This is a genomic window from Paraburkholderia solitsugae (assembly GCF_013177695.1).
GTDB classification, from domain to species: domain Bacteria; phylum Pseudomonadota; class Gammaproteobacteria; order Burkholderiales; family Burkholderiaceae; genus Paraburkholderia; species Paraburkholderia solitsugae.
This window is the reverse complement of sequence record NZ_WOEY01000079.1, coordinates 89,808-111,988: the sequence shown is the minus strand read 5'-3', so window position 1 is coordinate 111,988 and position 22,181 is coordinate 89,808. Positions and strand designations below refer to the sequence as shown.

Below are 22,181 nucleotides of genomic sequence, written 5' to 3'. Positions count from 1 at the left end.
GCGACTGGCGGCAGGCGGCAGGCGGCAGGCGGCAGGCGGCAGGCGGCGCAGGCTACCCGTTCGACGCGACCCGACGCACCTGCACGGCTTCACCCTTGCGCCCCAGCAGCCACATTCCCGCCGCAATCGACACCGCCGCCGCGCCAGCCAGATAAAGTGCCGCAGCAAAGCCGCTGGCGAAGCTCGCGTGTGCGGCCGACGCCAGCGTGGCCCGCAGCGCAGGCCGCAGATGCGCGGTGGCCTGGGCGATATCGCCGGCCAGCACGCGTGACATCAAGCCCTCATCGAGCGCGGCCCTGACATCGGGCGTCATGGGCGTGCCGGCGAGGAACGCAGCGTGGGTTCGTGCCGCGAGTACCGCGCCCAGCACCCCCACCGACGTGACGATGGCCGTGAAGCGCGTCGTCGTACTGATGCCGGACGCCATGCCGGTTCGGTCGGGTGGCACGCACGCCATGATGGCCTTCTGCGTATCGCCATTCATCATCCCTGCCCCCAGCCCGGTCACGACCATGCCGAGCGCCACCAGCGCATAACGTCCGTCGCCGGCAACCAGCGCATAACGTCCGTCGCCGGCAACCAGCGCCGTCAACAGATTGCCGGCCCCGATCAGCAACAGCCCGGTCGACAGCAACGCCATGCCCGGCAAGCGCCTCGCGAGCGTCGCGCCGATGTATGGCCCGAGCACCATCGCCAGCGCGAACGGCAGCATGCCGACGCCTGCCATCACCGCCGACAGACCGAACGCGTTCTGCAGGTAGAGCGGCAAAAACGTCATCATCACCTGCGCGCAGGCGGCGTACCCGAACATTGCGAGCACAGCGGCGACAAAGCGCGGCTGGCGGAACAGCGCAAGATCGACCATCGCATGCGCCCGCGAGCGTTGCACGTGGACGAATGCGCCAAACAGCAGCGCGCATGCCGTGAGCCTCGCGCCCGTTGTCCAGCTCGCGAGTCCGTCGGTCGGCACCTCGATCAACGCCCAGATGCCGAGCGCGAGCGCAAGGCCGAACAGAATACTGCCGGCGGCATCGAGCGGACCGGGTTCGGCATTACGCGACTCGCGAATCGAGCGTGACGCGCACCACGCGAGCACCGCGCACACGGGCAGATTGAGCAGGAAAATCCAGCGCCACCCCAGCCATTGCGTAATCACGCCGCCGACGAGCGGCGCCACCGTCGTCGCGAGGCCCATACAGGTGCCCCACACGGCCCATGCTCGCACGCGCGCGGGACCTTCGTGAAAGGTATTCGCGATCACGGCGAGCGCCGCGGTGAGCAGCATCGCGGCGCCGACCCCTTTGACCGCGCGCGCCACGTTCAGCATCGCCGCCGATGGCGCCGCCCCGCAACCCAGCGACGCCAGAAAGAACACGGCAAGCCCGAGCAGGAGCATCCGCTTACGGCCGACGCGATCGGCGAGACCGCCCGCGGGCAGCAGGCACGATGCGAAAGCGACCATATACGCGCTGACTACCCATTCGACGTCGGCGAAACTCGCGTGAAACGAGCGCGCAATCGACGGCAAGGAGACAGCCACGACATTGGTATCGAGCACGATCAGCGCACAGGTCGCCGAGGCGGTGGCCAGCACGAACGCGGGGTTGACGGATTTTGAGCCGTTGCAGCCGGACGGCTGCGCGGGCAGTGTGGGACGGGCGGACGTGGATGACATACAGACAGGCGGAGTCGAATCGAAGTCATTCAATAGTAACGAAACGACTATTAGCTGTCATTGCCATAGAATTACAGAATAATTAGCGCAAGCGGCAATACTGAAAATCATGCGAAAGCTCGAACTCCGCCATATCCACGCATTCGTTTGCGTCGCGAAGCATCTGCACTTCTCTCGCGCCGCGGACGAATTAGGCATCGCGGCACCCACGCTAACCAAGCTGATCCAGGAAGCAGAACGGCTGCTCGGCGTGCGGCTCTTTCATCGCACCAAGCGGTCGGTGGCCTTGAGTGCGGCAGGCAGTGCCTACCTCGCCGAAGCGCTCAGCGCGCTCGATCACCTCGTGCGCGGCGAAGAACGCGCGATTCTCGCCGAGCGTGGCGAGTTGGGCCGGATCGAAGTCGGCTATGTGGCTTCGGCCGCTTATGCCGGCGTATTGCAACAGGCGGTCGGCGGTTTTCGCACTCAATATCCGGGCGTCGACATCTCGATTCGCGAGGTGCCGATGGACAGCGCGGCCGAGATGCTGCGCGACGGCCTGCTCGACGCAGCCTACGTGCGCCCGCCGATACCGCTCGTCGACGGCATTCAGGCAACCACCGTCCACCGCGATACGTTCGTCCTCGCCCTGCCGGAAAACTGTGCACTGGCTGGCTCGCCGGACATCAAGCCTGCGCAACTGTGCGACCAGTGTTTCGTGTTGCCGGAACAGGAATCCGGTACCTTCGAAGTCGCCCGGCGCGGGCGTTTTTCGCCGCGGCTGGGGTCACGCCCCGGCACGCTTGCGGCGGTTCTGGCCTGCGTATCGCTCGGCGGCAATGTGGCGGTCGTGCCGCATACGCTGGCGGATTGCATCGCATTGCCGGGCGTCGTCTACCGAAACATCGCCGGCAAACCCATCGCCTCGGAAATCGCCATTGCCTATCGAAAGTTCGAACGGGCGCCCTCCGTGCGGGCGTTTCTGGCGTTCGCGCTCCCCCGGGTAAAACCGCCTGCGCTACACTCACGCCGCCTTTCGTTATATCCTGTCGAATATCACGGTCTGCTTCGTGGAGCGTGGCGGCCCGGCCGCCGCCGCGCACGACGAAGCGAAACAAGCAAGCAGGAGCCAGCAGCGGTGCCTAGTCGATCCACAGCGCGATCCCCATCGCAACCCCCATTGCGATCCACCTTGTCCGACCCGGCGGAACGGTTCCCGAAAGGGCTTTCGTCGACCATCGTCGCGGTGAAGTCGGCGTCCGAGCGTGGCCGCGCCGAGCTGATCCGCGATGTCGTCGACGCGTACCGGCGCCTTTATGGCAGCGTGCAGCGCTTCGTGCTGATGCTGACAGACGATCAGTTGAATTTCGCGTCGGTGGGTACCTCGCGCTCGCACTCATTGAACCAGTTGTTGTCGATCCTCGCCGAGCAGGCCAAGGCGGCGGCTTTCGTTCGTCTGCGCGATCTGAAAGCGTCGATCGAAGAAGCGCGCTCGGCCGAGCAGCTTCGCGACGCGATTTTCTCGGATGCGTTAAGCAACGACCTGGCCGCGTTACGCAAGGTGGTGGCGGAACTCGAACGGCTCGACGCCGCCTTTATCGGCCTGTGCGTTGGGCATGTTCTGGATCGTCATTGCGTCACATGAACGTTTTCGTGCGTCCATCGTTATATATTTCCATATACATCGCCAGCGGCGCTTGCGTGGCGAGGGTGTCCAGCACGCACCTTCAGGCAGCCTGACGCCAGAACCGGATTCGAGGTACCCATGCACACGCCCCCGTTTCGTCTCGCCCAGCCATCGCGCCTCAAACTGTCCAGCGACGAGCTCGCCGGCACGGGCCTGCGCGCGGCCGATCCGTGCTGCACGCCCGCCAAGGGTTCGCTTTCGAACGCCAAACGGCGCGCGCGCCTCGGAGAGCTCGACGGCCAACTGCATTGTTCGATCATCGGCACCTGTCTCAGCACGCACGAACTGCGCAGGCTGGTGCCCAAATTCACAGGCCTCGATCGCCGGGATGCGAGCGATCTGGAGGTTCATCACTCGGCCGTAGAACTCGCGATCGACGGCGGCGCGGGCGCCAAAGCGCTGCATAAGTTGCTCGACGAGCACTATGCGGCGGCGATCCGCCGCTTCGACAAAGCCACTGACGGCGTCGAGTTGCTGAAGCTCTGGGACGAAGCACTGAAAAGCGGTGACATCCCACCTGCTTACTGGGCCTTGATGACACATCCGCACGCGACCTTGCACGTGCGCCAGAAAGCGTTCGGCGAATTGCACATGCTGTCGCATCTGGTCGGCGCGGCAAATCGCGCGGACATCCGCAGGCTGGTTGCGCTCGAGGCCGAAAACGCCGAGTTGAAAGAGAAAGTCGAGCGGCAGCAAAGCCGCTTGCAGGAGATCAGCACGCAGCGCGACGCATCGATCGCCGCGCTCAATGCGCAGATCGCGCAGCTCACAGCCTTGTCCACGCGACAGACGCCGACGGATCCCACCAATCCCGAAGCCGAGATATCAAGGCTGCGCGACAAGCTGGCCGACATCGACCAGCGGGTGGCGCTGCACACGAGCCGCCGTGAGGCCGCTGAACAGCGCGTGCTCCAGGAACAAGGCGCGGCGCTCGCGTTACGCAAGAGCCTCGATCAGGCGTTAGCGCTTCTCAAGCTGGTGCAAAGCGAGTGCGACGCGTTGGAATGCGCGACCGTGGATGCAGCGGACAGCCATGGCGCGGGGACACGGCAAGCGAGCCTCGACAACGTGCGCGGCAAACGGATTGTGTATGTGGGCGGCCGGCCCGGCTCGAATGCCGCGCTCAAGCGGCTGGTGGAAGCGGCCGGCGGTGATTTCGTGGTGCACGACGGCGGCGTGGAAGATCGCAAAGGTCTGCTTGCCGCTGCGCTGCCGGGTGCGGATATCGTCGTGTTTCCGGTCGACTGCGTCGATCACGATTCGATGAATACGCTCAAGCGGGTTTGCGAACGCCATCAGATCGACTATCACCCGTTGCGCACGGCGAGCGTGGCGAGCTTCGTCGAACTGGTGGGCCGCCTGCGCCCCGAGCATCGTGCCCAGTTGGGCAATCCGCCACCGTCGGCGTTTTGCCTGCGCCACGGCTGAGCGTTGAAGCCTAAACCGAACGCCCCTCCACCACTCAGGCGCGAATCAGTTTGGTCAACTCGGCGATCTGTTTCGCGCAACTTCGTTGCGCCTCGACTTCGACCTCGCGGTACAGATGAATAATCCGTTCGCCCACCGGCGTCAGCGTACAGCCGCCACCGCTTTGACCGCCCTGCTCCGAGTGGGTGGCGGGCGCTTTGAGCGAGCGGTTCAGCTCGTCGATCAGCAGCCAGGCGCGCCGGTACGACATGCCGAGGCTGCGCGCCGCAGCCGAGATCGAGCCGTATTCGCGCACGGCTTCGAGCAGTTCGACTTTGCCCGGCCCGAGCGCGACGGCATCGCCGTTGCGGATGCGCATTCTGAAGCGCACTTCGGGGCGCGGCTTCGCAGACTTTGTCGCGGATTTTGTCGCGGGTCTTGGTGTGGTTTTCGCGGTATCAGCCATGCGCGAAAGGATACACGAACCGCCTCGCCCTGCCACCCTGGCTGAGTGAGTCTTCAAGGGTGGTCCGGGAAGCAATGCCCGTAGTCTTCGCAGCCCGGGCAACCGGGCGCCGGGCCGGGCTCAAGCCCTAAGGACAGCGCGCGTTGCTGGGCGAGGAATTTCTTCCAGCGCAGATTGTCAACATTCAGCACAACGAGCGTCGGGAAATAACGCGTCAGCATCCATGTGACTTCTTCACGGCCCGCAAGGCCGAGGTCGCGCCACAGGTGATCCGGCCGCAAGCACGCGTGAGCGATGATCGAGGCGAGACAGTGGGCGTCGTTCGCGTCGACGGTGGGACTGGAATACGTGAGCAGCAACGCACGCAGCGTGTCGACGAATGCCGCGTGTTCGCTAGTATCGACGGGCGGCAATGCAGACAAAGGCGCTGGCACGGCTGCGAGCGCGGCGGCGTGCACAAAGTGCCGCTCCAGTAGCGCCCGCCACACCTGCTGCGGCAACCCCAACAGCGCAAGCTCGTCGCGCACGTCGCGCGCGGCAATCAGCCTGGCGAACAGTTGCGTATCGGGCAATGCGGCGTCCGTGGCCGCGGCCAGCCACTTTGTCGTGCGCTCGTCGACCCGCGCATCGAGTGGCGCACGCAGCGGTGCGGGGCGGGACGCAGCAACGCCAACAGCAGGCGAAAGCGGTTCGTCAGACATGGCGGCAACGCGATGAAGAACAGCGAACCATATTACGCCAGTCGCTCGAATCCCCTACGCCAATGGCTTCAAAACATGCGCCTCGATACGCGCGAGGCGCTTGACGTGGCGAGGCGCGGGCAGAATGTCCGAACCGGAAAACAGAATCGGCGCACCGTCTTCAGCATCGAGCGCGCGGCCACCGCATTCGTACGCAACCAGCACGTTCTCGCCGACCAGCGTGTTGAACAGTTCATGCCACGAGAATGTCACGACGTAGCCATCGTGTCCCACCGCCACGAACACCGTACGCTTGAACTCGCCTGGCACGTCGTTCGGCAGGCCCGCTTCCGAGATCAAGGTCGTCAAACGCACGCCGCGGTAAGAATCGACGCTGCGGATGAAACGGTTCGTCGTATAGCAGCGTAGATCGAATGGCGTGGCCAGCACGCTTTCGTAAGCCTTGAGCCGCTCGAGGTCGAAAGACAGCGGGCGCTGGAACCGTCCGCTCAAGACGAGCGCGCCTTCAACGGCAGGCGCGGCAATCACATTCACACTATCCATCTGCGCTTATCTCCAGCATTGATGCCTGAGCGGCTTGTTCACTCGTTATGTCGGTGTGTATATTACGCTGCGATGGCCGCCGCGGCGCAAAAATGCCTCGATACGCACTATATCGCCAGGCATATCGGGCACTCCGCCAGCGTCATCCCCATCGATAAAAATTCACGGCTCGCATCGACAAGCCGGCTTCGCGGCCGACCTCTGCCGGATCGCGCCGGACGGCACCATCAGCCTGCTTGCAAATGACTTTCAGGACGTTCGCGGCGTGGCCGTGGACGCGCCCCGGCACCAGTTGTACGCCATCGACCGCGCTGGCAGCACTGGCGGCACCAGTTACGTGCGGATTTTCCCGCTCAATTGATCACACGACGCGCGCAGCGCCGCACAACGCAACGCGATGGCGTCGTAATATAGCGCTCTTAATAACGCATCGGGATTAGTCACATGATTCGCAAGCTGCTCGCATCTTTCGTGGTCGTTGCCGGGGTGGCGACGGCCCCGCCCGCCTTCGCGCAGGACGACACGGTCAACGTGCTGTACGCCGGTTCGCTCGTCAATCTGATGGAGCGCAGCGTGGGCCCGGCCTTCGAAAAGGCCACCGGCCAGCACTTCCGCGGCTACGCGGCGGGTTCGAACAAGATCGCGAACGAGATCAAGGGCAAGCTGCGCCGCGGCGACGTGTTCATCAGCGCGAGCCCGAAGGTGAATACCAGCCTGATGGGCGAGGCGAACGGCGACCACGTCACGTGGTACGTCAACTTCGCCGAATCGCCTTTGATGATCGGCTACGACCCGCAAAGCAAGTTCGCTGCGGACTTCAAGAACAAGCGCTGGGATCAGGTATTGCAGGAGCCGGGTATCCGTATCGGCCGTACCGATCCGAAGCTCGATCCGAAGGGCGCATTCACCGTCGAGATGATGACAAAGGCCGCAGAGCTCTACCATCAGCCGGACCTCGTCGAGAAGACGCTGGGCGCCGCGGAAAATCCCGCACAGGTTTTGCCTGAGGAAACCCTGGTGGGCCGCCTCCAATCCGGCCAACTCGATGCCGGCTTCTTCTACTCGACCGAAACGTCCGACCTGAAAATCCCGGCGATCCAGCCGGCGCCCGAATTGCAGGCCAAAGCGAGCTACACGCTGACGATTCTCAGCGATGCGCCTAACCGTGCGGGCGCAAGCAGCTTCGTCGACTTCCTGCTGAGCGCACAAGGGCGCGCGCTGCTCAAGCAGCACGGCGTGGATGTGATCAAACCCACCGTGACCGGCAACGTGCAAGCGATGCCGCCTTCGGTGCAAGCCGTGATCGACGCCGCGCAGTAAGGTGGTGAACCAGGCGGCGAAACGGTCCACCGCGCGGCCGCTGCTGTGGCTGGCGGCGCTGCTTGCCGTCTATCTGTGCGCCCCGTTTATCGCGAGCGTGCCGCAACTCGGCGCGGCTGATTGGCCGAATGTCGACTGGCAAGCGGTGTGGTCAGCGGTCGGCATTTCGGCGGCGAGTGCCAGTGTGGCCTCGCTCGTGATTCTGCTGGGCGGCGTGCCGCTCGGCTATTTTCTGGCGCGCTCGAGTTCGCGCAAGATGGCGCTGCTCGGCTTCGTCGTGCAGTTGCCGCTTGCCTTGCCGCCGCTCACGAGCGGCGTGCTGCTATTGTTTCTGCTCGGCCCGTATAGCTGGGTCGGCCGATTCACTAACGGGGCGCTGACGGATTCGTTTGCCGGCATCGTGCTCGCGGAAGTCTTCGTCGCCGCGCCCTTCCTGATCATCGCGGCGAAATCGGCGTTCGCCGCCGTGGATCCCGTGCTCGACGACGTGGCCGCGACGCTCGGCCATCATGCGGGCAGCCGCTTCTTCCGCGTGATGTTGCCGGTTGCGTGGCCAGCGATTCGCGCCGGACTTGCGCTCGCATGGTTGCGTGCGTTTGGCGAATTCGGCGCGACTGTGATGGTGGCCTATCACCCGTATTCGCTGCCGGTGTACACGTACGTCGTATTCGGTGGCCAAGGCCTGCCGGCGATGATGCCGCTGCTGCTGCCGACGCTCGCGATTGCGATTGTCTGCGCGGCGCTGTCGATTTATAGCCTTCGGCAAAAGGCCGCGCTCGAACAGACCGAAAACGGCGACGACGCGCCGGAACCCGGCGCGGATCTAACGGCGAGTCGTGGCGAGACGTCCGATCGTCGACTCGCCTTTCATTTGCAGCGCCAATTGGGCGCGTTCGAACTCGACATAGCGTGGACGCCTGCAACGCGGCGGCTTGCGATCATCGGGCCGTCGGGCTCCGGCAAATCCCTGGCATTGCGTCTGATTGCAGGGCTCGAATCCAATGCATCCTGTTCCGTCCGGCTCGGCGCAACTGACCTGAGCACGCTGCCGCCCGAGCGCCGCCAGATCGGTTATATGCCGCAAGACTACGGTCTATTCCCACACATGACGGTCGCGCAGCAACTCGCGTTTCCCGTCGACGCCGACGCGGCCAGCGCGCGTTACTGGCTCGATCATCTGGGCCTCGCGCGACTGGTGGCGCGCTTACCGCATCAATTGTCGTTCGGGCAGCGGCAACGCGTGGCGCTGGCACGGGCGCTCACACGTCATAGCGAATTGTTGCTGTTCGATGAGCCGTTCGCGGCGCTCGATACGCCGCGGCGGCGCCGTTTACAGCAGTCGCTGCGGGCGTTGCAGCGCGAGATTACGGCGGTGACGATCATCGTCACGCACGATCCCGACGAAGCGGCGCTGCTTGCCGACGAGGTGCTGGTCGTCGAACAAGGGCGCGTGCTGCAGGCGGGTTCCATCGATGCCGTGTTCGAACGGCCGGCTTCGATGCGCGTTGCTGAGTTGCTCGGCTTGCACAACGTCGGCGAAGGCTTGATGACGGCGCCGGGGCAAGTCCAGATTGGCAAGGGACTGGCGATCGCGACGGACGATCGCGGTGCTGTCATGCCTGCCGGGCGGCGGGTGATGTGGCGCATCTCTTCCCACGCCGTGGTGATTTTGCCTAATGGCGCTCACGCCGGCGTGGTCGACGCGGTCGAGTTACGGCGCGGTGAGCGCTATGTCCGCCTGAATATCGCAGGGGTGCGGTTCGATATCGCGAACGAAGATGCCCGGCTGCGGGAAGGTAGCCCTTGCCGGATTGATATTGATACCCTCGGCGTTTCGGTTTGGAATGTGAGCTGACACGTTTGTTTTAGCTCCCGCAGCGGCATGACGATTTAGCCGTCAACGCGGCTAAATCCCAACACCCGACTAACCCTCGCCCGCGTGAGCCCACTTCCTGACCTCAGAAAACGCGACGTCGACCAGCAATTTTCCAGAATCAAACACAGTGACGAGCGCTTCGTCCCAATCGCCTTCCACGGTACGGTCATCCCAAGCCAGCGGCAGCGTCGCCGTCCGATACTCGCCTGTGTGACGATTCACCAGCAACGTCAGCCGCCCTTTCATCGAGCGCTTACCGGCATCCGTGACCGGGTCCTTGTGTACGTCGTGCCATTCATCCCCAAGCCGGATGGCCGAACACTTCATGGCGAACCGCTGCGTATCGCGGTTGATCTGCTGCAGCAACGCACCGCCCATGCCGAAGACGATGTTGTCCGCCGCAAAACCGGCCTCGTCCATGCCCGCCAGGATCGCCTCAATCGAATCCGGATTCACGCCGTCGCCCTGAATCACGCGCACGCTGTTGAGCACGCGCCGCCCCTTGCTGTTCACCGTCGAACCGAACGACGCCTCGAGCGCCCGCAGGGTCTGCAGGACAATCGTGCGCGGATCGCCGGAATCTGGCCGGATCACCAGGGTGCCCCCAGAATCGAGCACCGCCTGCTTCAACTCCGTGCCCCATACCTCGAGCGCGGCAAACAGGTCGTAGGAATCGGACACCACCGAAACGATCGCCCCCGGCTTGCCGAACGTCGTGATCATGTTGCGGAATGCTTCGGTTTCACGCTCGCGCCCCCATGACGTGATCGTGCTGTGCTCCGCGGCCGGCACCGAAAACGCCGCCATCGCTTCGTTGTAGTAGTGGTTCGCCGCAACCACCCCAAGCACCGTATCCGAGCCCATGAAACTGACGAGATGCGCCGCACCGCCGATCGCAGCCGACTCCGCACTCGAGACGCCGCGCGCACCGAAATCGTGCAGTTTGAACGGTAATTGCGTGAGGTCGTCGCTACTCTTCTCCAGATAAGCGCGAATCGTCTTGCGCAGATGCCAACTTTGCGTCGCAACCGTAATCGGATACCACACACGCATCAGCATCGTTTCCAGATACGAGGTCAGCCAGAACACCTGGGGATCGTCACATTCAACCGTGACCAGAACGTTGTGCGTGGGCACGACCGAGCCTTCTGGTACCGCACGAATCCGCACCGGCAGATAACCCGCATAGTGCTCGACGACGTAGCGCCAGCCGGCTTCGTTGAACGGCTCGCCATGCGCCGCGAAAAACGCCTTTGCTTGCCCGATCATGGCCGGCGTAATGGGACGGCACAGATATTCCTTGATCAACATCTGAAGGCCGAAGAACAGCGTGCGGTCATAGCGCCCGCCGCGCGACTCGATGTATGAAAACATCGCCGACGCTTCCGGCGGATATTGCAGGTAGTGCGACGCCTTGTACGAATCCGTGTTGAGGATCGGATTGGACAGGATCGACGCCATGTCGTTGAACGGCTTGATATCGTTTTGCATGGATGATGCTGCGCGCGTGCGGCTCTCTCAAGGGTAATCAGGCAGGCTGGGGGTCTTGCCCCTTACGCCATAGGCCAAACTACACCATAACGCGTCAAAACACGCCGGGAATCACCCGGCACCGCACCTTACACCTGTAAGCCCGATACTGCTCGTCGTTGGACAGGAGCCGCTCCTCCCGCACAATGCGCCCAACCTGCAGCGCAAACTGGCATCCGTAAACAATCACGTTCTGAATCCCGAAGTTCGCCAGCAAAAAGCCGATATCCGTAACGAAATACCCCAGGTACATGGGGTGGCGCACGAACCGGTAAGCCCCGCGAGACACCACCCCGCGATTGGCGGGCAAAATGCCAAAGGACCTGCGCAGCGACACCTTCGCGAACAGTTGCCAGCCAATCCCCAGCAGTTGCAACGCCGCGCCGGCCACCTCGGGAATGAGCTGGGTGCCGGGCGAAAGCCGCACGGCAAGAAAATAGAACGTCCCACCCACCGAGCAGATGAAAGCGAAAGGCGTCCAGTCACGTTTGATGGGCACCCGCGCAAATAGCGACAAACCGAGGGTCATGAACGCGCTCACCACGAGCAGCAACAAGGTGATGCGGGTGGGCGCCGCGAGCCATTGCCTGACGGCCGAGTAAGTAAAGATGCTCAGCATGAGCGCCGCGGCACTGCGTGCGAGGATTTCGATCGACGCCTCGCGCAAGCCGCTCGCCGGCATCACAGCGTCTCGACTGTCGGCGCAAGGGACTGCGCCCGCCGGGCCGCCAATCGTGTCATCCTGGAGACAACCCTCAGTATCGAATTCCCGCGAGGGTGTGGTCTTTGTCATGGGATGCTCATTTCGATATGCGAATTATTCTTCAAGCCCGCTGCGTGAAGGCTTCCGGTCCGTTAGTACCGCAGCGTAGCAGTCGCATCGGCCGGATGTCCATATCATGCCACGGGCGCCGGGCTCTAATGCGGGCGAGCGAGGCCCAGCGGTCGGATGGGCTCAGTGACCGGGCTTCAGCCGGGGCGGCACCTGCGGCCGCGTCGCGAACAGGCGGCCGAGCATGCCTTTGCGGGGCTCGGCGATGGCCGGCCACAGCATGTCGGCGAGCAGGCAGATGCCTTGCGCCAGCGCGCTGTCGTGGGCGGAGGTGACGAGCGGCACGCCGCGGTTGAGCGCCTCGTTGGCCTGTTTTTCGTCACGCGGAAGCTGGTGCGCGACCTTCGCGCCGAGGGTCTGTTCGAGCGTCGCCAGGTTGATGCGCGCGTTCTTGTCGTATTGATTCACCACGACCCGCACCTTGTTGGGCGGATAACCCAGTTCCTTGAAAATATCGAGCATCCGGCGCCCGCCGTGCAGGTAAAGCGGGTTCTGCCGCACCACCATACAGATTGCGTCGCTGTAATCGAGTGCATGGATCGTCAGTGGATTGAGGCTCTGGCCGATGTCGATCAGCACCGCGTCGTACCGCTCGCGCACCAGCACGAGAATCTGCTCCAGTTGCGCGGGCAGCAACCCGGCTGCCTTGAGCGGGTCGCCGGCGCCCGCCAGCACGTCGAGGTTGGCGTGGACATGCATCACACAGGCGTCCAGCAACGCGGCGTCGAGGCGGTCGATCTGCGAGCACAGATCGGCAAGCGTTACGGGCGGCGGCTTGTCGGCCATGAGCAGGCTGGCATCGGCGAATTGCTGGCTGAGATCGATCAGCAACACGCGCCGGTGGCGCAATGCGGAAAGCGACCAGGCGAGATTCACGGCAATCAGCGTCGTGCCGCTGCCGCCCTTGCACGAGACAAGCGAGACGACCCGCCCGGCACGGCGCACGCCCGCGCTTTTTTTCGCGGCGATCTGCGTGAGCGCGGCGGCGATCTCGCAGGCATCGAGCGGCCATGGCAACACGTGGCGCACGCCGACACGCATCGCCGCGGTCAGCAAGGCGGTGGACGGCTCCGGCGTGACCAGTATGCAATTCAACGCCGGCGAGCAGGCCAGCGCCTCTTCGACGCCGTCCAGTTCGCGCGCGCTCAGATCGACATCGTCGACGATCAGCAGATCGGCACTCCTTATTGCGCGGGCGTGCATGCCCAACTGCCGTACCGTGCAGTAAGCGGTGCGCAAGCGATACACCACACCGCTTTGCGCGAGGTGCGCGGCGATCTGCGGCGCACGCTCCGCGCTGGACGAAATCAGGAAAATATCGATCATGTCGGGGCTCCACCGGCCCGAGGCCTTTCAGTTAGAAAGGCCGCGTCAATGAGAGCCGACATTCAGACGTAGTCGTCGGGGTCGGATGGATAGGTGTCCGCACCGCGATCCTGGCGTCGTTCGGGCGAAACGGGGATCTCATAGATCGCGTCGCGCAGCACGTCGCGCTGAATCTCGGGCTGCGCTTTGCGCTTTATCGCCTCGGCGATCACCAGCGTGAGCAGATCCACCGACGGCGCGGCGAACAATGGCTGCTGCCGCGCAAAGTGACGCCGATATGAGAGACCGGCGCCATGCGCCTCGGTGTGGTGGGCCAGCCGCGATGCGGCCGGCTTGCTGATTGTTTTCATGACAACCCCCGAATGGTGAGTCATTTTCAAGGCCGCGCCCGGGTAAGCCGTGCCCGCGCTAACGCGCGGGCACGGCACCCCGTTCACCTCGTAACCTATGCCCCTCTATGGAGGCTCTGACCATTCCTCCCCGCTGCTTTCGCGCCGGCCGATCCTGACCGTACGCGCCCCTTCCCTGTTCTGCCTGACGTGCGCTCGCGAATTGCACGAGCACGATATCTGTCGCTACGGCCATCAACTTCGCCCATCAACCCCGAATCCGTCCAGCTTGACGGAAAAAGTGGCGGGATCAGTGCTTCACGTCGTCCGGTGACGAATGGCCGATACTTCGTATCGGCCATTTGCCCCGTTTTTTTTGACGTCCGTTTTTCAGTGGCCCCGCCGCACCCTCGTAAGACACATTGGCTACCCCGGCCGTGCTTACGAAGCTAATGTTTGCCGCCGGGCTCCGTCTGCTTTCCCCGTGCTTCAGGAACCTGTGGCAATGCATTTGCTTGTGAAGCTCCTAAGGCAATGGCTGTGCCATGCACCCTCAATCCCTTGCCGCGTGGCGATTGTTGCTGCGCCGCACCGTGCCAGACCAAGCATTGCGTCACAGGTTGATTCGGATTCGACACACGACGGATTCACCCGTTAGCGCGTTGCAGAGGGATCGACCTGTTTGCATGACTGGACGCGATCCTCATCGAACCGCATCCGGCCGCGCCTGGGCGGCGTGACCCGGTCAAATGTGCCGATGCTTCGGGACCCGAAACAGCCATTGCAGCAGTTGCCTAATATGTCGCAAGCTTGAGACACCGCGAGCCGAAGGCGCGGTGTCCTCGGCGCGATGACGACAATCTGGTTTGCAACGCTCTGTGGCACACCGCGCATAGCCGGGGTTGACTGGCTATTTTTGAACGGGAAGCGCATGCGTTGCCGCGAGAAAATCGTTTCTGAATCCAGATTTGTTTGTATAGCGCTCGAATGCGCTTTCGCTTATCGTTAAGCCATGCGCCACGTAGAGCGCCGATGTCAGGCCACCGAGCTAGAAAACGGCATATTTGTAATTCGGGGATGAAATAGTCAGGCGGTTTCAGTGCTGAACGCCGTTCTACCGCCTGTCCGATGTGTAGCACCCCGCGGCTCGCACGGCCGCACCATGCCCCCCGCCATTGCCGCTACCGTGAAATTGTCATTGCCGGTCTGTCCAGTACGTCAAAGAGCCGTTATGAGAGTTGCAACGATTCGGGGGTAACATGAATACGACTTGCACGCCTGTCGAGACCGAACGCACCGTTCTATACGTGTCGAACTCGCCCGATCAGGATCTCGCCAGCTTCCTGGCCGCATCGGGCTGGCAAGTGATGCACGCGAAGAACACGGCGACTGCCGAACGCCTGATCGAGCGCGGCAATATCAAGGTCGGTCTCGTCGAATTGCCCAGCGACTGCACGTCCCAGCATTTGTCCGTGCTGGCCTCCTGCATGCGGCGAGTCGAAACCAATTGGGTCGCGCAGATCGCGCCGGGCCAGGCGGAAAACGAACTGATCAGCCGCTTCATCCTCGACTATTGCTTTGATTTCGTTACCCGGCCCTGGCTGAACGACCGGCTCGTGTTCGCGCTCGGCCACGCGCACGGGCTGTCGAGCCTGCGGCACCCGCCAGCCGCGCCGGAGCCATCGCTCGGCCGGCACGGCATGGTTGGGCAATGCGAGGCGATGCAGCAGCTCTACCGGCGCATCGACAAATGCAGCGCGACCGAAGCGCCGGTGTTCGTCGCCGGCGAATCGGGCACCGGCAAGGAACTGACCGCCCGTGCGATTCATGAGCGCTCGCCGCGCGCCGGCCAGGCGTTTGTCGCGATCAATTGCGCAGCCATTCCGCCGAGCTTGCTGCAAGCCGAATTGTTCGGCCACGAACGCGGTGCCTTTACCGGTGCGTTACAGCGCAAGATCGGCCGGATCGAAAGCGCTAACGAAGGCACGCTGTTTCTGGACGAAATCGGCGACATGCCGCACGAATGCCAGGCCGTGCTGCTGCGTTTCCTGCAGGAAGGCACCATCGAACGGTTGGGCGGCAATGGGCCGATCAAGGTCGACGTACGGGTGATTTCGGCGACGCACGTCGATCTGGACCGCGCCGTCGAAGACGGCCGCTTCCGCTCCGACCTGTATCACCGCCTGTGCGTGCTGCGGCTCATCGAACCCCCGTTGCGCGAGCGCGGCGGCGACATCAAGCTGCTCGCCAACTACGCGCTCAGCATGTACCGGCAGGACGGGGCGCGCAAATTGCGTGGCCTGTCGAGCGACGCGATCGTCGCCATGTCGAACTATCCGTGGCCGGGCAACGTGCGCGAGTTGATCAACTGCGTGCGCCGCGCCGTGGTGATGAGCGAGGGGCGCTTTATCACGGCAAACGACCTCGGCCTGCCGGAAGCCGAAAACGGGCCGGCAGTGACGCTGGCGGAGATCCGCAGCAAGGCCGAAAAGGACGCCATTGAGCACGCGTTGCAGCGGCACGGCTACCGATTATCCGAGGCCGCGGCCGAGCTCGGCATTTCGCGGGCCACCCTGTATCGCCTGATCCATGCGAACCGGCTGCATCAGGAACCCGCGGCCGGGCGCGCGTCGCACGCCAACGGCGCGGACGCCGACGACGAGGCGGAGCGGCACGCGCGGTCGCTGGTTTGATCTGACAGGCGGCCTGAGCGCGCAGACCTCCGCGGATATTGCCGCGGCCCGTAGCGCCGGACATCGCAACCGCCTATCGGATCCCGCCTGGCGTTGCTATGCTGAAAGCCGTTCATCCACGCGGGAGTGGACTTGGCCGATCAGCACGCTCCGGCGCTAGCGCGCCGCCCCTCCTCCGTCCTCCCCGCCCAGGCGAGCCCGTGCGACGCGCTCGCCATCGACGCGCAGCCTCCCAGCTTCGAACACCCGTGCAGGCGCAAGAAGCTCGCGCTCGCCGCGACCATCCTCGGCTCGAGCATGGCGTTCATCGACGGCTCCGTGGTCAACGTCGCGCTGCCGTCGATCCAGACCGAACTGGGCGCGAGCGTCGCGGCGATCCAGTGGGTGGTCAACGCATATCTGCTGTTTCTCGGCTCGCTGGTGCTGGTGGGCGGCTCGCTCGGCGACAAGCTCGGCCGGCGCACCGTGTTTATCGCGGGGATTGGCTTGTTCACGCTGGCCTCGATCGGCTGCGGACTCGCGCCGGGTGTCGGCGCCCTGATTGCGACGCGTGCCGCACAAGGCATCGGCGCGGCGCTGCTGGTTCCGAGCAGCCTCTCCATCATTGGCGCGGTGTTCGATGACAAGGAGCGCGGCAAGGCGATCGGCACTTGGGCCGGTGTCGGCGCGATTACGTCAGCGGTAGGGCCGGTGGCGGGCGGCTGGCTCGTCGATGCGTTTTCATGGCGGGCGATTTTCTTCCTGAACGTACCGATTGCGTGCGCAACCATCGCGCTGGCGATCATCGCGGTGCCGGATAGCCGGCAGGAAGACAATCCATCCAACCCAGACGCCGCGCTCCCGGGGCACACGCTGCCCAGGCTCGACTGGCCGGGCGCGGTCGCAGCCGCCGCGGGGCTCGCCGCGTTGACCTACGGCCTGACCCGCGCCTCGGCGCACGGCTTCGGCGACCATTGGGTGCTGGCGTCGATCCTCGGCGGCCTGCTCGTGCTGACCGGCTTCGTCGCGCTCGAAGCGAAGACCCGCAATCCGATGATGCCGCTCGACGTGTTCCATTCGCGCGACTTTGTTGGCGCCAACCTCGTCACGCTGCTGCTCTACTTTGGGCTGGGTGGCGCACTGTTTTTCCTGCCGTTCACGTTGATCCGCGCGTATGGCTATAGCGCGACCGAGGCAGGCGCCGCGCTGCTGCCGGTGCCGGTCACAATCGGCCTGTTGTCGCGTTTCACCGGTGGCCTGACGGGACGTTATGGCGCACGGGCCCTGCTGGGCATTGGGCCGGGAATCGCAGCGATTGGCTTTGCGATGCTCGCGCTGCCCTGGGTACGCGGTGAATATTGGCGCGGCTTCTTTCCAGCGCTTGTGGTGCTCGGACTCGGCATGACAATTACCGTCGCCCCGCTGACGACGACCGTGATGACGTCGGTGTCCGCCGCGCGTACGGGTGTCGCCTCGGGCATCAATAACGCCGTCGCCAGGGTGGCGAGTCTGCTGGCGATCGCGGTACTCGGGATTGTGTTCGTGTGGTCGCACGACGCGGCGCTCGACGCGCGGCTCGATGCGTTGAATATGCCGCAAGCGGCGCGTCAGGCAGCGCGGCTGGCACAAACCGGCATGCATGCAGGCTCAGCGCCACCCGCCGCCACGCAAAGCGCTTCGCAGCCCAAAGTGATCGTGGCCCAGGCCGAGGCGTTGGGTACGGCGCTGCGGGCGGTAGCGCTGGTGTCGGCGCTTTGTGCGCTGGCCGGCGCGGCGTTGGCGGCTGTGACGATCCGCTCGCGAAGCGAGCCGTAGCGTGGTCGTGCCATCCCATCGACAGTTCAGAGTGCAGTGAAACGTCGCGGCCAACCGATCGCCATACTGATGCTCAGGTATTTAACATCACCCTTACCCGAACGGGAGCTTGCACATGACGATTACCTGCTTCATCCGTTACCAGATCGACCCATTCCAACGCGATGCCTTCAACGAATACGCGCGCAACTGGGGCCGCATTATTCCCCGCTGTGGCGGTCATCTGATCGGCTACTTTCTGCCCCATGAAGGGACCAACGACATCGCCTGGGGATTGATCGCATTCGACAGCCTCGCCGCGTATGAAGCCTATCGGGCGCGGCTGCGAGCCGACGCCGAGGCGCGGGAAAATTTCAGGTTCGCGCAAACGCAGCGCTTCATTCTGCGCGAGGAGCGCACCTTCACCGAGGTGGTCGAAGGCACGCTCGGGGTGGCGGCGACGGGCTCGGTGGAAGCAACGGAATAGGCGGCGTCGCCGGGCAGGCAAGCTTTCTGCTACCTGACGTTACAATTCGATCCGACTGGCCGAACTTTCGCATGACCGCCGAAAGCACCGAAAGCCGCCGCGGATGGAACTTGTACGATCAAACCCGTGTCGGTTCAGGGTCACGCCGCCGAACCGATCCACGGGTTCCGGCACCGCCGTACGCACCTGGTACCCCGCCTTACACCCTATGCGCAAAATATTTCACGCCTGGTTTCTCCTTTTTCTCTTCCTGAGCGCGTCGCCGGCCTTTGCCACCGCGGCGCAACCCGCCGCCGCATCCGCGGCATCCGGCGCCGCGCTCACCCTGACGCCCGAACAAGCCCGCCAGGCCCTCAGCGTCCTCAATGACCCCACTCGCCGCGCGCAAGTCAGCGACACGCTCCAGGCGATCGCAGCAGCGGGCGCCCTCAGCGCGCCGCCTGCATCGGCGGTTGCGGCCACGCCGGCACACGCCGCCAGCGGCGCGGCCGCGTTCGTTCCCGCCACGTTCCAGTCCAATGGCCTCGCCTCGCAACTGGCGCGTCAGGGCGCGCATTGGGCCGCGCACCTCGGCACGTCATTGCGCAGTTCGGTCGCCGCGCTGCTCGACGTAGCGTCGGTGCGTGCCTGGTGGCATTGGCAATCGACCAACCCGCAAGCGCGTAGCGTGCTGGGTCAGGTCGTCTGGTCGCTGCTGGCGGCGCTGCTGCCCGCGCTCGTGCTCGAATGGTTCGCGCGCCGCCTGTTGCGCCGCGCGTACACGGCCCTCGCCGCGCGCCGCGAACGTGGCGATGAAGACGGCACGGCGCAGGCAGCGACGCCCGGAACGTTCTCGCCCACGCCTGCCGCAACCGGCCAAGTGCCCGAAGCCAAAGTCAAGCAGCGTGCCATACATCACTTGACGCTCCTGCAACGCCTGCCGCGCGCGCTGCTGACAATGGTGCTGCGCCTGTTGCCGTTGGCGGTATTTATCGGTGCGGCGAGCGCACTGATGTCGATCGTCACCGACGACGGCACGCCGCAAGACCGCGCGCTCGATTCGCTGATCGACATCTACGTGCTATGCCGCCTGATCGTGATAGTCAGCGGCTTCTTCCTGCAGCCGACTGCGCCACGCCTGCGTCTCTTGCGCATGAGCGATGCGTGGGCCGTTTTCGTGCAGCGCTGGATCGTGCGGATCGTCGCCGTGGTCGGCGCCGGTTCGGCAATCGCGGAGATCGCGCAGTCGCTCGGGTTGAACGAAGCGGCGCATCTCGCGCTGATGAAGGTCGTCGCGCTCGCCGGCCACATCATGATCTCGATCCTGATTCTGAAATGCGCGAAGCCGGTCGGCGAATTGATCCGCAACCGCTTTGCCGCGAGCAAATCGCTGCAAATGTTCGGCAATGCGCTCGCCGATGCGTGGGCATGGTTCGCGGTGTTCGTGGTGATGGCACTGTGGTTCATCTGGGCGCTCGACGTGCAGAACGGCTATCGCACCCTGCTGCATCTCGGCGGTTTTACGCTGGCGATCCTGGTGGGCGCGCGGGTCATCGCGATCGTGATCTTCGGCGCCATGGCGCGGCTATTCCATGTAGAGGGCGACGCGGAAAAGACGCTCGTGCAGCAGCATGCTTACCGCTATTACCCGCTGCTGCGGCGGGTCGTCTCCTGGATCATCGGCATCGTCACCGCGCTCGCGCTGCTGCAGGTATGGGGCGTCGACGTGGGCGATCTGTTCCAGACCGGTTCGATCGGCCATCGGCTGGCTTCGGCGATCGTCACGATCGGTGTGGCCGCGGTGATCGCGCTGGTGGTGTGGGAAAGCGCCAACGTGGCGATCGAACGGCGGCTGGACCGCTGGACCACCAGCGGCGACCTCGTGCGTGCCGCACGCTTGCGTACGCTGCTGCCGATGCTGCGCAGCGCGCTCTTTTGCGTGATCGCGCTGGTGGTGGCGCTCACCGGCCTGAGCGAACTCGGTGTGAACATCGGGCCGCTGCTGGCGGGCGCGAGTATTTTCGGCGTGGCGCTCGGTTTCGGCTCGCAAAAGCTGGTGCAGGATTTCATCACCGGCATGTTCCTGCTGATGGAAAACGCCATGCAGGTCGGCGACTGGGTCACCCTCGCGGGCGTGTCCGGTACGGTTGAATATCTATCGATCCGCACCGTGCGGTTGCGCGGCAGCGACGGTTCGCTGTACACCGTGCCGTTCAGTTCGGTCACGACGGTGAACAACACCAATCGCGGACTCGGCAATGCGGCGGTGAAAGTGAATATCGTGTTCGGCGAGGATGTCGATCTGGCGATCGCCACGCTGAAGGAAATCGGCGCCGCGCTGCGCGAAGACGAAAAGTTCAAGGACGGCATCCTGTCCGACTTCAGCTTCTGGGGCGTGGATGGCGTGGATGGCTCGGCGGTGGCACTGGCCGGCCAGATCCAATGCCGCGACACCGCGCGCTGGGGCGTGCAGCGTGAATTCAACCGGCGCATTCTCGACCAGTTCAGCGCGCGCGGCATCGAAATCGCGAACCCGCAGCGGCATTTGCTGACGTGGGACCCGCAAAGCGAACCGGTCAAAGTGGAATCGAACGGCGCGCCGGATGACAGCCCCAAGGGCGCAGCGAAGGACCAACCGCCTTCAACGGCGCCTGCTGAAGCTTCGTTGAAGGCGGCGGCCGGGAAAGCCGACGCGCCGGTGGAAGATCAACTGCCCGTCGACCCTAAGCCGGCCGGTGGCCCAGGAACGCCAGCAAATCCTGGTTCAACTTCTCCGCATGCGTGAAGTACAGGCCGTGGCCGGCGCCTTCGTAGACGTTCAGTGAAGCGCCTGCTATCAGCGCCGCGGTCGGCCGCCCGGTCAGCTCGAGCGGCGCAGAGGCGTCCCGGTCGCCATGCACGACCAGCGACGGCACCCGGACGCGGGCCAGCTCCGCACGGAAATCGGTGATGGTCTGAACATGGGCGAGTTCGAGCATGGCCTGATGTGAGGTTTGCAGCATCATGCGGATCGTCCAGTCGAGCGGCGCGCGCGACACGCCCGTGCCGAAGTACGGTGCTGCATTGGCCTCGATCCAGTCGGGGAAGGAACGGCTCAGCGCGAGGCGGCCTTGCTCGAACAGTGCGGCGTCGATCCCGTTCGGGTTGTCTTCCGTTTTCAGCAAATACGGCGTGGCGGCGGGCGCGATGAACGCAATTCGGGCCACGCGCGCTGAACCATGCCGCGTCAGGTAGCGCACCGCTTCGCCGCTTGCGATCGAATGCGCGACCAGCGTCACGTTGCTTAGTTCGAGTGTGCTCAGCACGCTATCGAGATCGTCGGCGAGCGTGTCGAAGTCGTAGCCGCGCCCCGGGTCGCTCGAACGGCCATGGCCGCGGCGGTCATACGCGATGCAGCGGCAGCCGAGGCGTGACAGCGGTTCCATCTGATAGGCCCACATGTCGGAATTCAGCGTCCAGCCGGACAGGAACACGAGCGGCGTGCCGTGTCCCCAGTCGCGGTAGAAAAGGCGCGTGTGGTCGGCGGTGCGGATGATGTTGGGATCGTCGGTGAGATGCGGTGCGGTCGCGTTCATGGA

At 64.2% G+C, this 22,181-nt stretch carries 17 protein-coding genes and 1 pseudogene; 9 read left to right on the top strand and 9 right to left on the bottom strand.

Annotated elements, in window-relative coordinates; genetic code table 11:
* Positions 1–52 precede the first annotated feature (52 nt).
* Complete coding sequence (locus GNZ12_RS20205; RefSeq protein ID WP_172312922.1) at positions 53–1,675, bottom strand: MFS transporter; 1,623 nt, start codon at positions 1,673–1,675, stop codon at positions 53–55.
* A gap of 109 nt (positions 1,676–1,784) precedes the next feature.
* Here GNZ12_RS20205 and GNZ12_RS20200 point away from each other — a divergent pair.
* Together GNZ12_RS20200 and GNZ12_RS20190 are read left to right on the top strand one after the other, a co-directional pair.
* Positions 1,785–2,645 (top strand): annotated as a pseudogene (locus GNZ12_RS20200) (LysR family transcriptional regulator); the annotation flags it as partial.
* Positions 2,646–3,419: 774 nt separating this feature from the next.
* Positions 3,420–4,769, top strand: a complete 1,350-nt coding sequence (locus tag GNZ12_RS20190; protein ID WP_172312920.1) for a DUF2325 domain-containing protein — start codon at positions 3,420–3,422, stop codon at positions 4,767–4,769.
* Positions 4,770–4,803: 34 nt separating this feature from the next.
* On the opposite strand, the gene GNZ12_RS20185 is transcribed toward GNZ12_RS20190, so the two are convergent.
* Genes GNZ12_RS20185 through GNZ12_RS20175 form a run of 3 tightly spaced genes read right to left on the bottom strand, consistent with a single transcriptional unit; the run spans position 4,804 to position 6,458 of the window.
* On the bottom strand, positions 4,804–5,214 hold the full coding sequence (locus tag GNZ12_RS20185; protein ID WP_172312918.1) for a winged helix-turn-helix domain-containing protein: 411 nt from the start codon (positions 5,212–5,214) through the stop codon (positions 4,804–4,806).
* Positions 5,215–5,267: 53 nt separating this feature from the next.
* Positions 5,268–5,915, bottom strand: coding sequence for a nitrogen fixation protein NifQ (locus tag GNZ12_RS20180; protein WP_172312916.1), 648 nt, complete (start codon positions 5,913–5,915; stop codon positions 5,268–5,270).
* A 54-nt stretch (positions 5,916–5,969) separates the two neighbouring features.
* Positions 5,970–6,458 carry a molybdopterin-dependent oxidoreductase gene (locus GNZ12_RS20175; RefSeq protein ID WP_172312914.1) on the bottom strand — a complete coding sequence of 163 codons (489 nt, stop codon included), beginning with the start codon at positions 6,456–6,458 and terminating at the stop codon, positions 5,970–5,972.
* A 34-nt stretch (positions 6,459–6,492) separates the two neighbouring features.
* Between GNZ12_RS20175 and GNZ12_RS20170 the strand changes: the two genes are divergently transcribed.
* The 3 genes from GNZ12_RS20170 to GNZ12_RS20160 all read left to right on the top strand — a co-directional run bounded on the left by GNZ12_RS20170 (position 6,493) and on the right by GNZ12_RS20160 (position 9,633).
* Positions 6,493–6,819, top strand: coding sequence for a hypothetical protein (locus GNZ12_RS20170; RefSeq protein ID WP_172312767.1), 327 nt, complete (start codon positions 6,493–6,495; stop codon positions 6,817–6,819).
* Positions 6,820–6,902: 83 nt separating this feature from the next.
* Complete coding sequence (locus GNZ12_RS20165; RefSeq protein ID WP_172312912.1) at positions 6,903–7,778, top strand: extracellular solute-binding protein; 876 nt, start codon at positions 6,903–6,905, stop codon at positions 7,776–7,778.
* 4 nt (positions 7,779–7,782) lie between these two features.
* Positions 7,783–9,633, top strand: a complete 1,851-nt coding sequence (locus GNZ12_RS20160) for an ABC transporter ATP-binding protein/permease (protein WP_407947717.1) — start codon at positions 7,783–7,785, stop codon at positions 9,631–9,633.
* A 69-nt stretch (positions 9,634–9,702) separates the two neighbouring features.
* On the opposite strand, the gene GNZ12_RS20155 is transcribed toward GNZ12_RS20160, so the two are convergent.
* The 4 genes from GNZ12_RS20155 to GNZ12_RS20140 form a co-directional block, all read right to left on the bottom strand.
* Entirely contained in the window at positions 9,703–11,145 is a 1,443-nt protein-coding gene (locus tag GNZ12_RS20155) for a nicotinate phosphoribosyltransferase (protein ID WP_172312908.1), read from the bottom strand.
* Between the two features lie 94 nt (positions 11,146–11,239).
* A complete protein-coding gene (locus GNZ12_RS20150) occupies positions 11,240–11,866 on the bottom strand; it encodes a methyltransferase family protein (RefSeq protein ID WP_172312949.1) in 627 nt (208 codons plus the stop codon).
* A gap of 273 nt (positions 11,867–12,139) precedes the next feature.
* The gene (locus tag GNZ12_RS20145) at positions 12,140–13,342 is read right to left on the bottom strand and encodes an AAA family ATPase (RefSeq protein WP_172312906.1); all 1,203 of its coding nucleotides are present in this window, start codon (positions 13,340–13,342) and stop codon (positions 12,140–12,142) included.
* Positions 13,343–13,404: 62 nt separating this feature from the next.
* The gene (locus GNZ12_RS20140) at positions 13,405–13,692 is read right to left on the bottom strand and encodes a hypothetical protein (RefSeq protein WP_235993821.1); all 288 of its coding nucleotides are present in this window, start codon (positions 13,690–13,692) and stop codon (positions 13,405–13,407) included.
* Between the two features lie 1,238 nt (positions 13,693–14,930).
* On the opposite strand from GNZ12_RS20140, the gene GNZ12_RS20135 reads away from it, so the two are divergent.
* The 4 genes from GNZ12_RS20135 to GNZ12_RS20120 all read left to right on the top strand — a co-directional run bounded on the left by GNZ12_RS20135 (position 14,931) and on the right by GNZ12_RS20120 (position 21,388).
* Positions 14,931–16,364, top strand: coding sequence for a sigma-54-dependent transcriptional regulator (locus GNZ12_RS20135; protein ID WP_172312904.1), 1,434 nt, complete (start codon positions 14,931–14,933; stop codon positions 16,362–16,364).
* 132 nt (positions 16,365–16,496) lie between these two features.
* Complete coding sequence (locus GNZ12_RS20130; RefSeq protein WP_172312902.1) at positions 16,497–18,158, top strand: MFS transporter; 1,662 nt, start codon at positions 16,497–16,499, stop codon at positions 18,156–18,158.
* Between the two features lie 115 nt (positions 18,159–18,273).
* Positions 18,274–18,624 (top strand): NIPSNAP family protein, encoded by a 351-nt coding sequence (locus GNZ12_RS20125; RefSeq protein WP_172312900.1) that lies wholly within the window; start codon positions 18,274–18,276, stop codon positions 18,622–18,624.
* A 208-nt stretch (positions 18,625–18,832) separates the two neighbouring features.
* Complete coding sequence (locus GNZ12_RS20120; RefSeq protein WP_172312898.1) at positions 18,833–21,388, top strand: mechanosensitive ion channel family protein; 2,556 nt, start codon at positions 18,833–18,835, stop codon at positions 21,386–21,388.
* Here the strand turns inward: GNZ12_RS20120 and GNZ12_RS20115 are convergent.
* Positions 21,327–22,178, bottom strand: coding sequence for an alpha/beta fold hydrolase (locus GNZ12_RS20115; RefSeq protein WP_172312896.1), 852 nt, complete (start codon positions 22,176–22,178; stop codon positions 21,327–21,329). The two genes, GNZ12_RS20120 and GNZ12_RS20115, sit on opposite strands and share 62 nt — an antisense overlap.
* Positions 22,179–22,181: the final 3 nt, after the last annotated feature.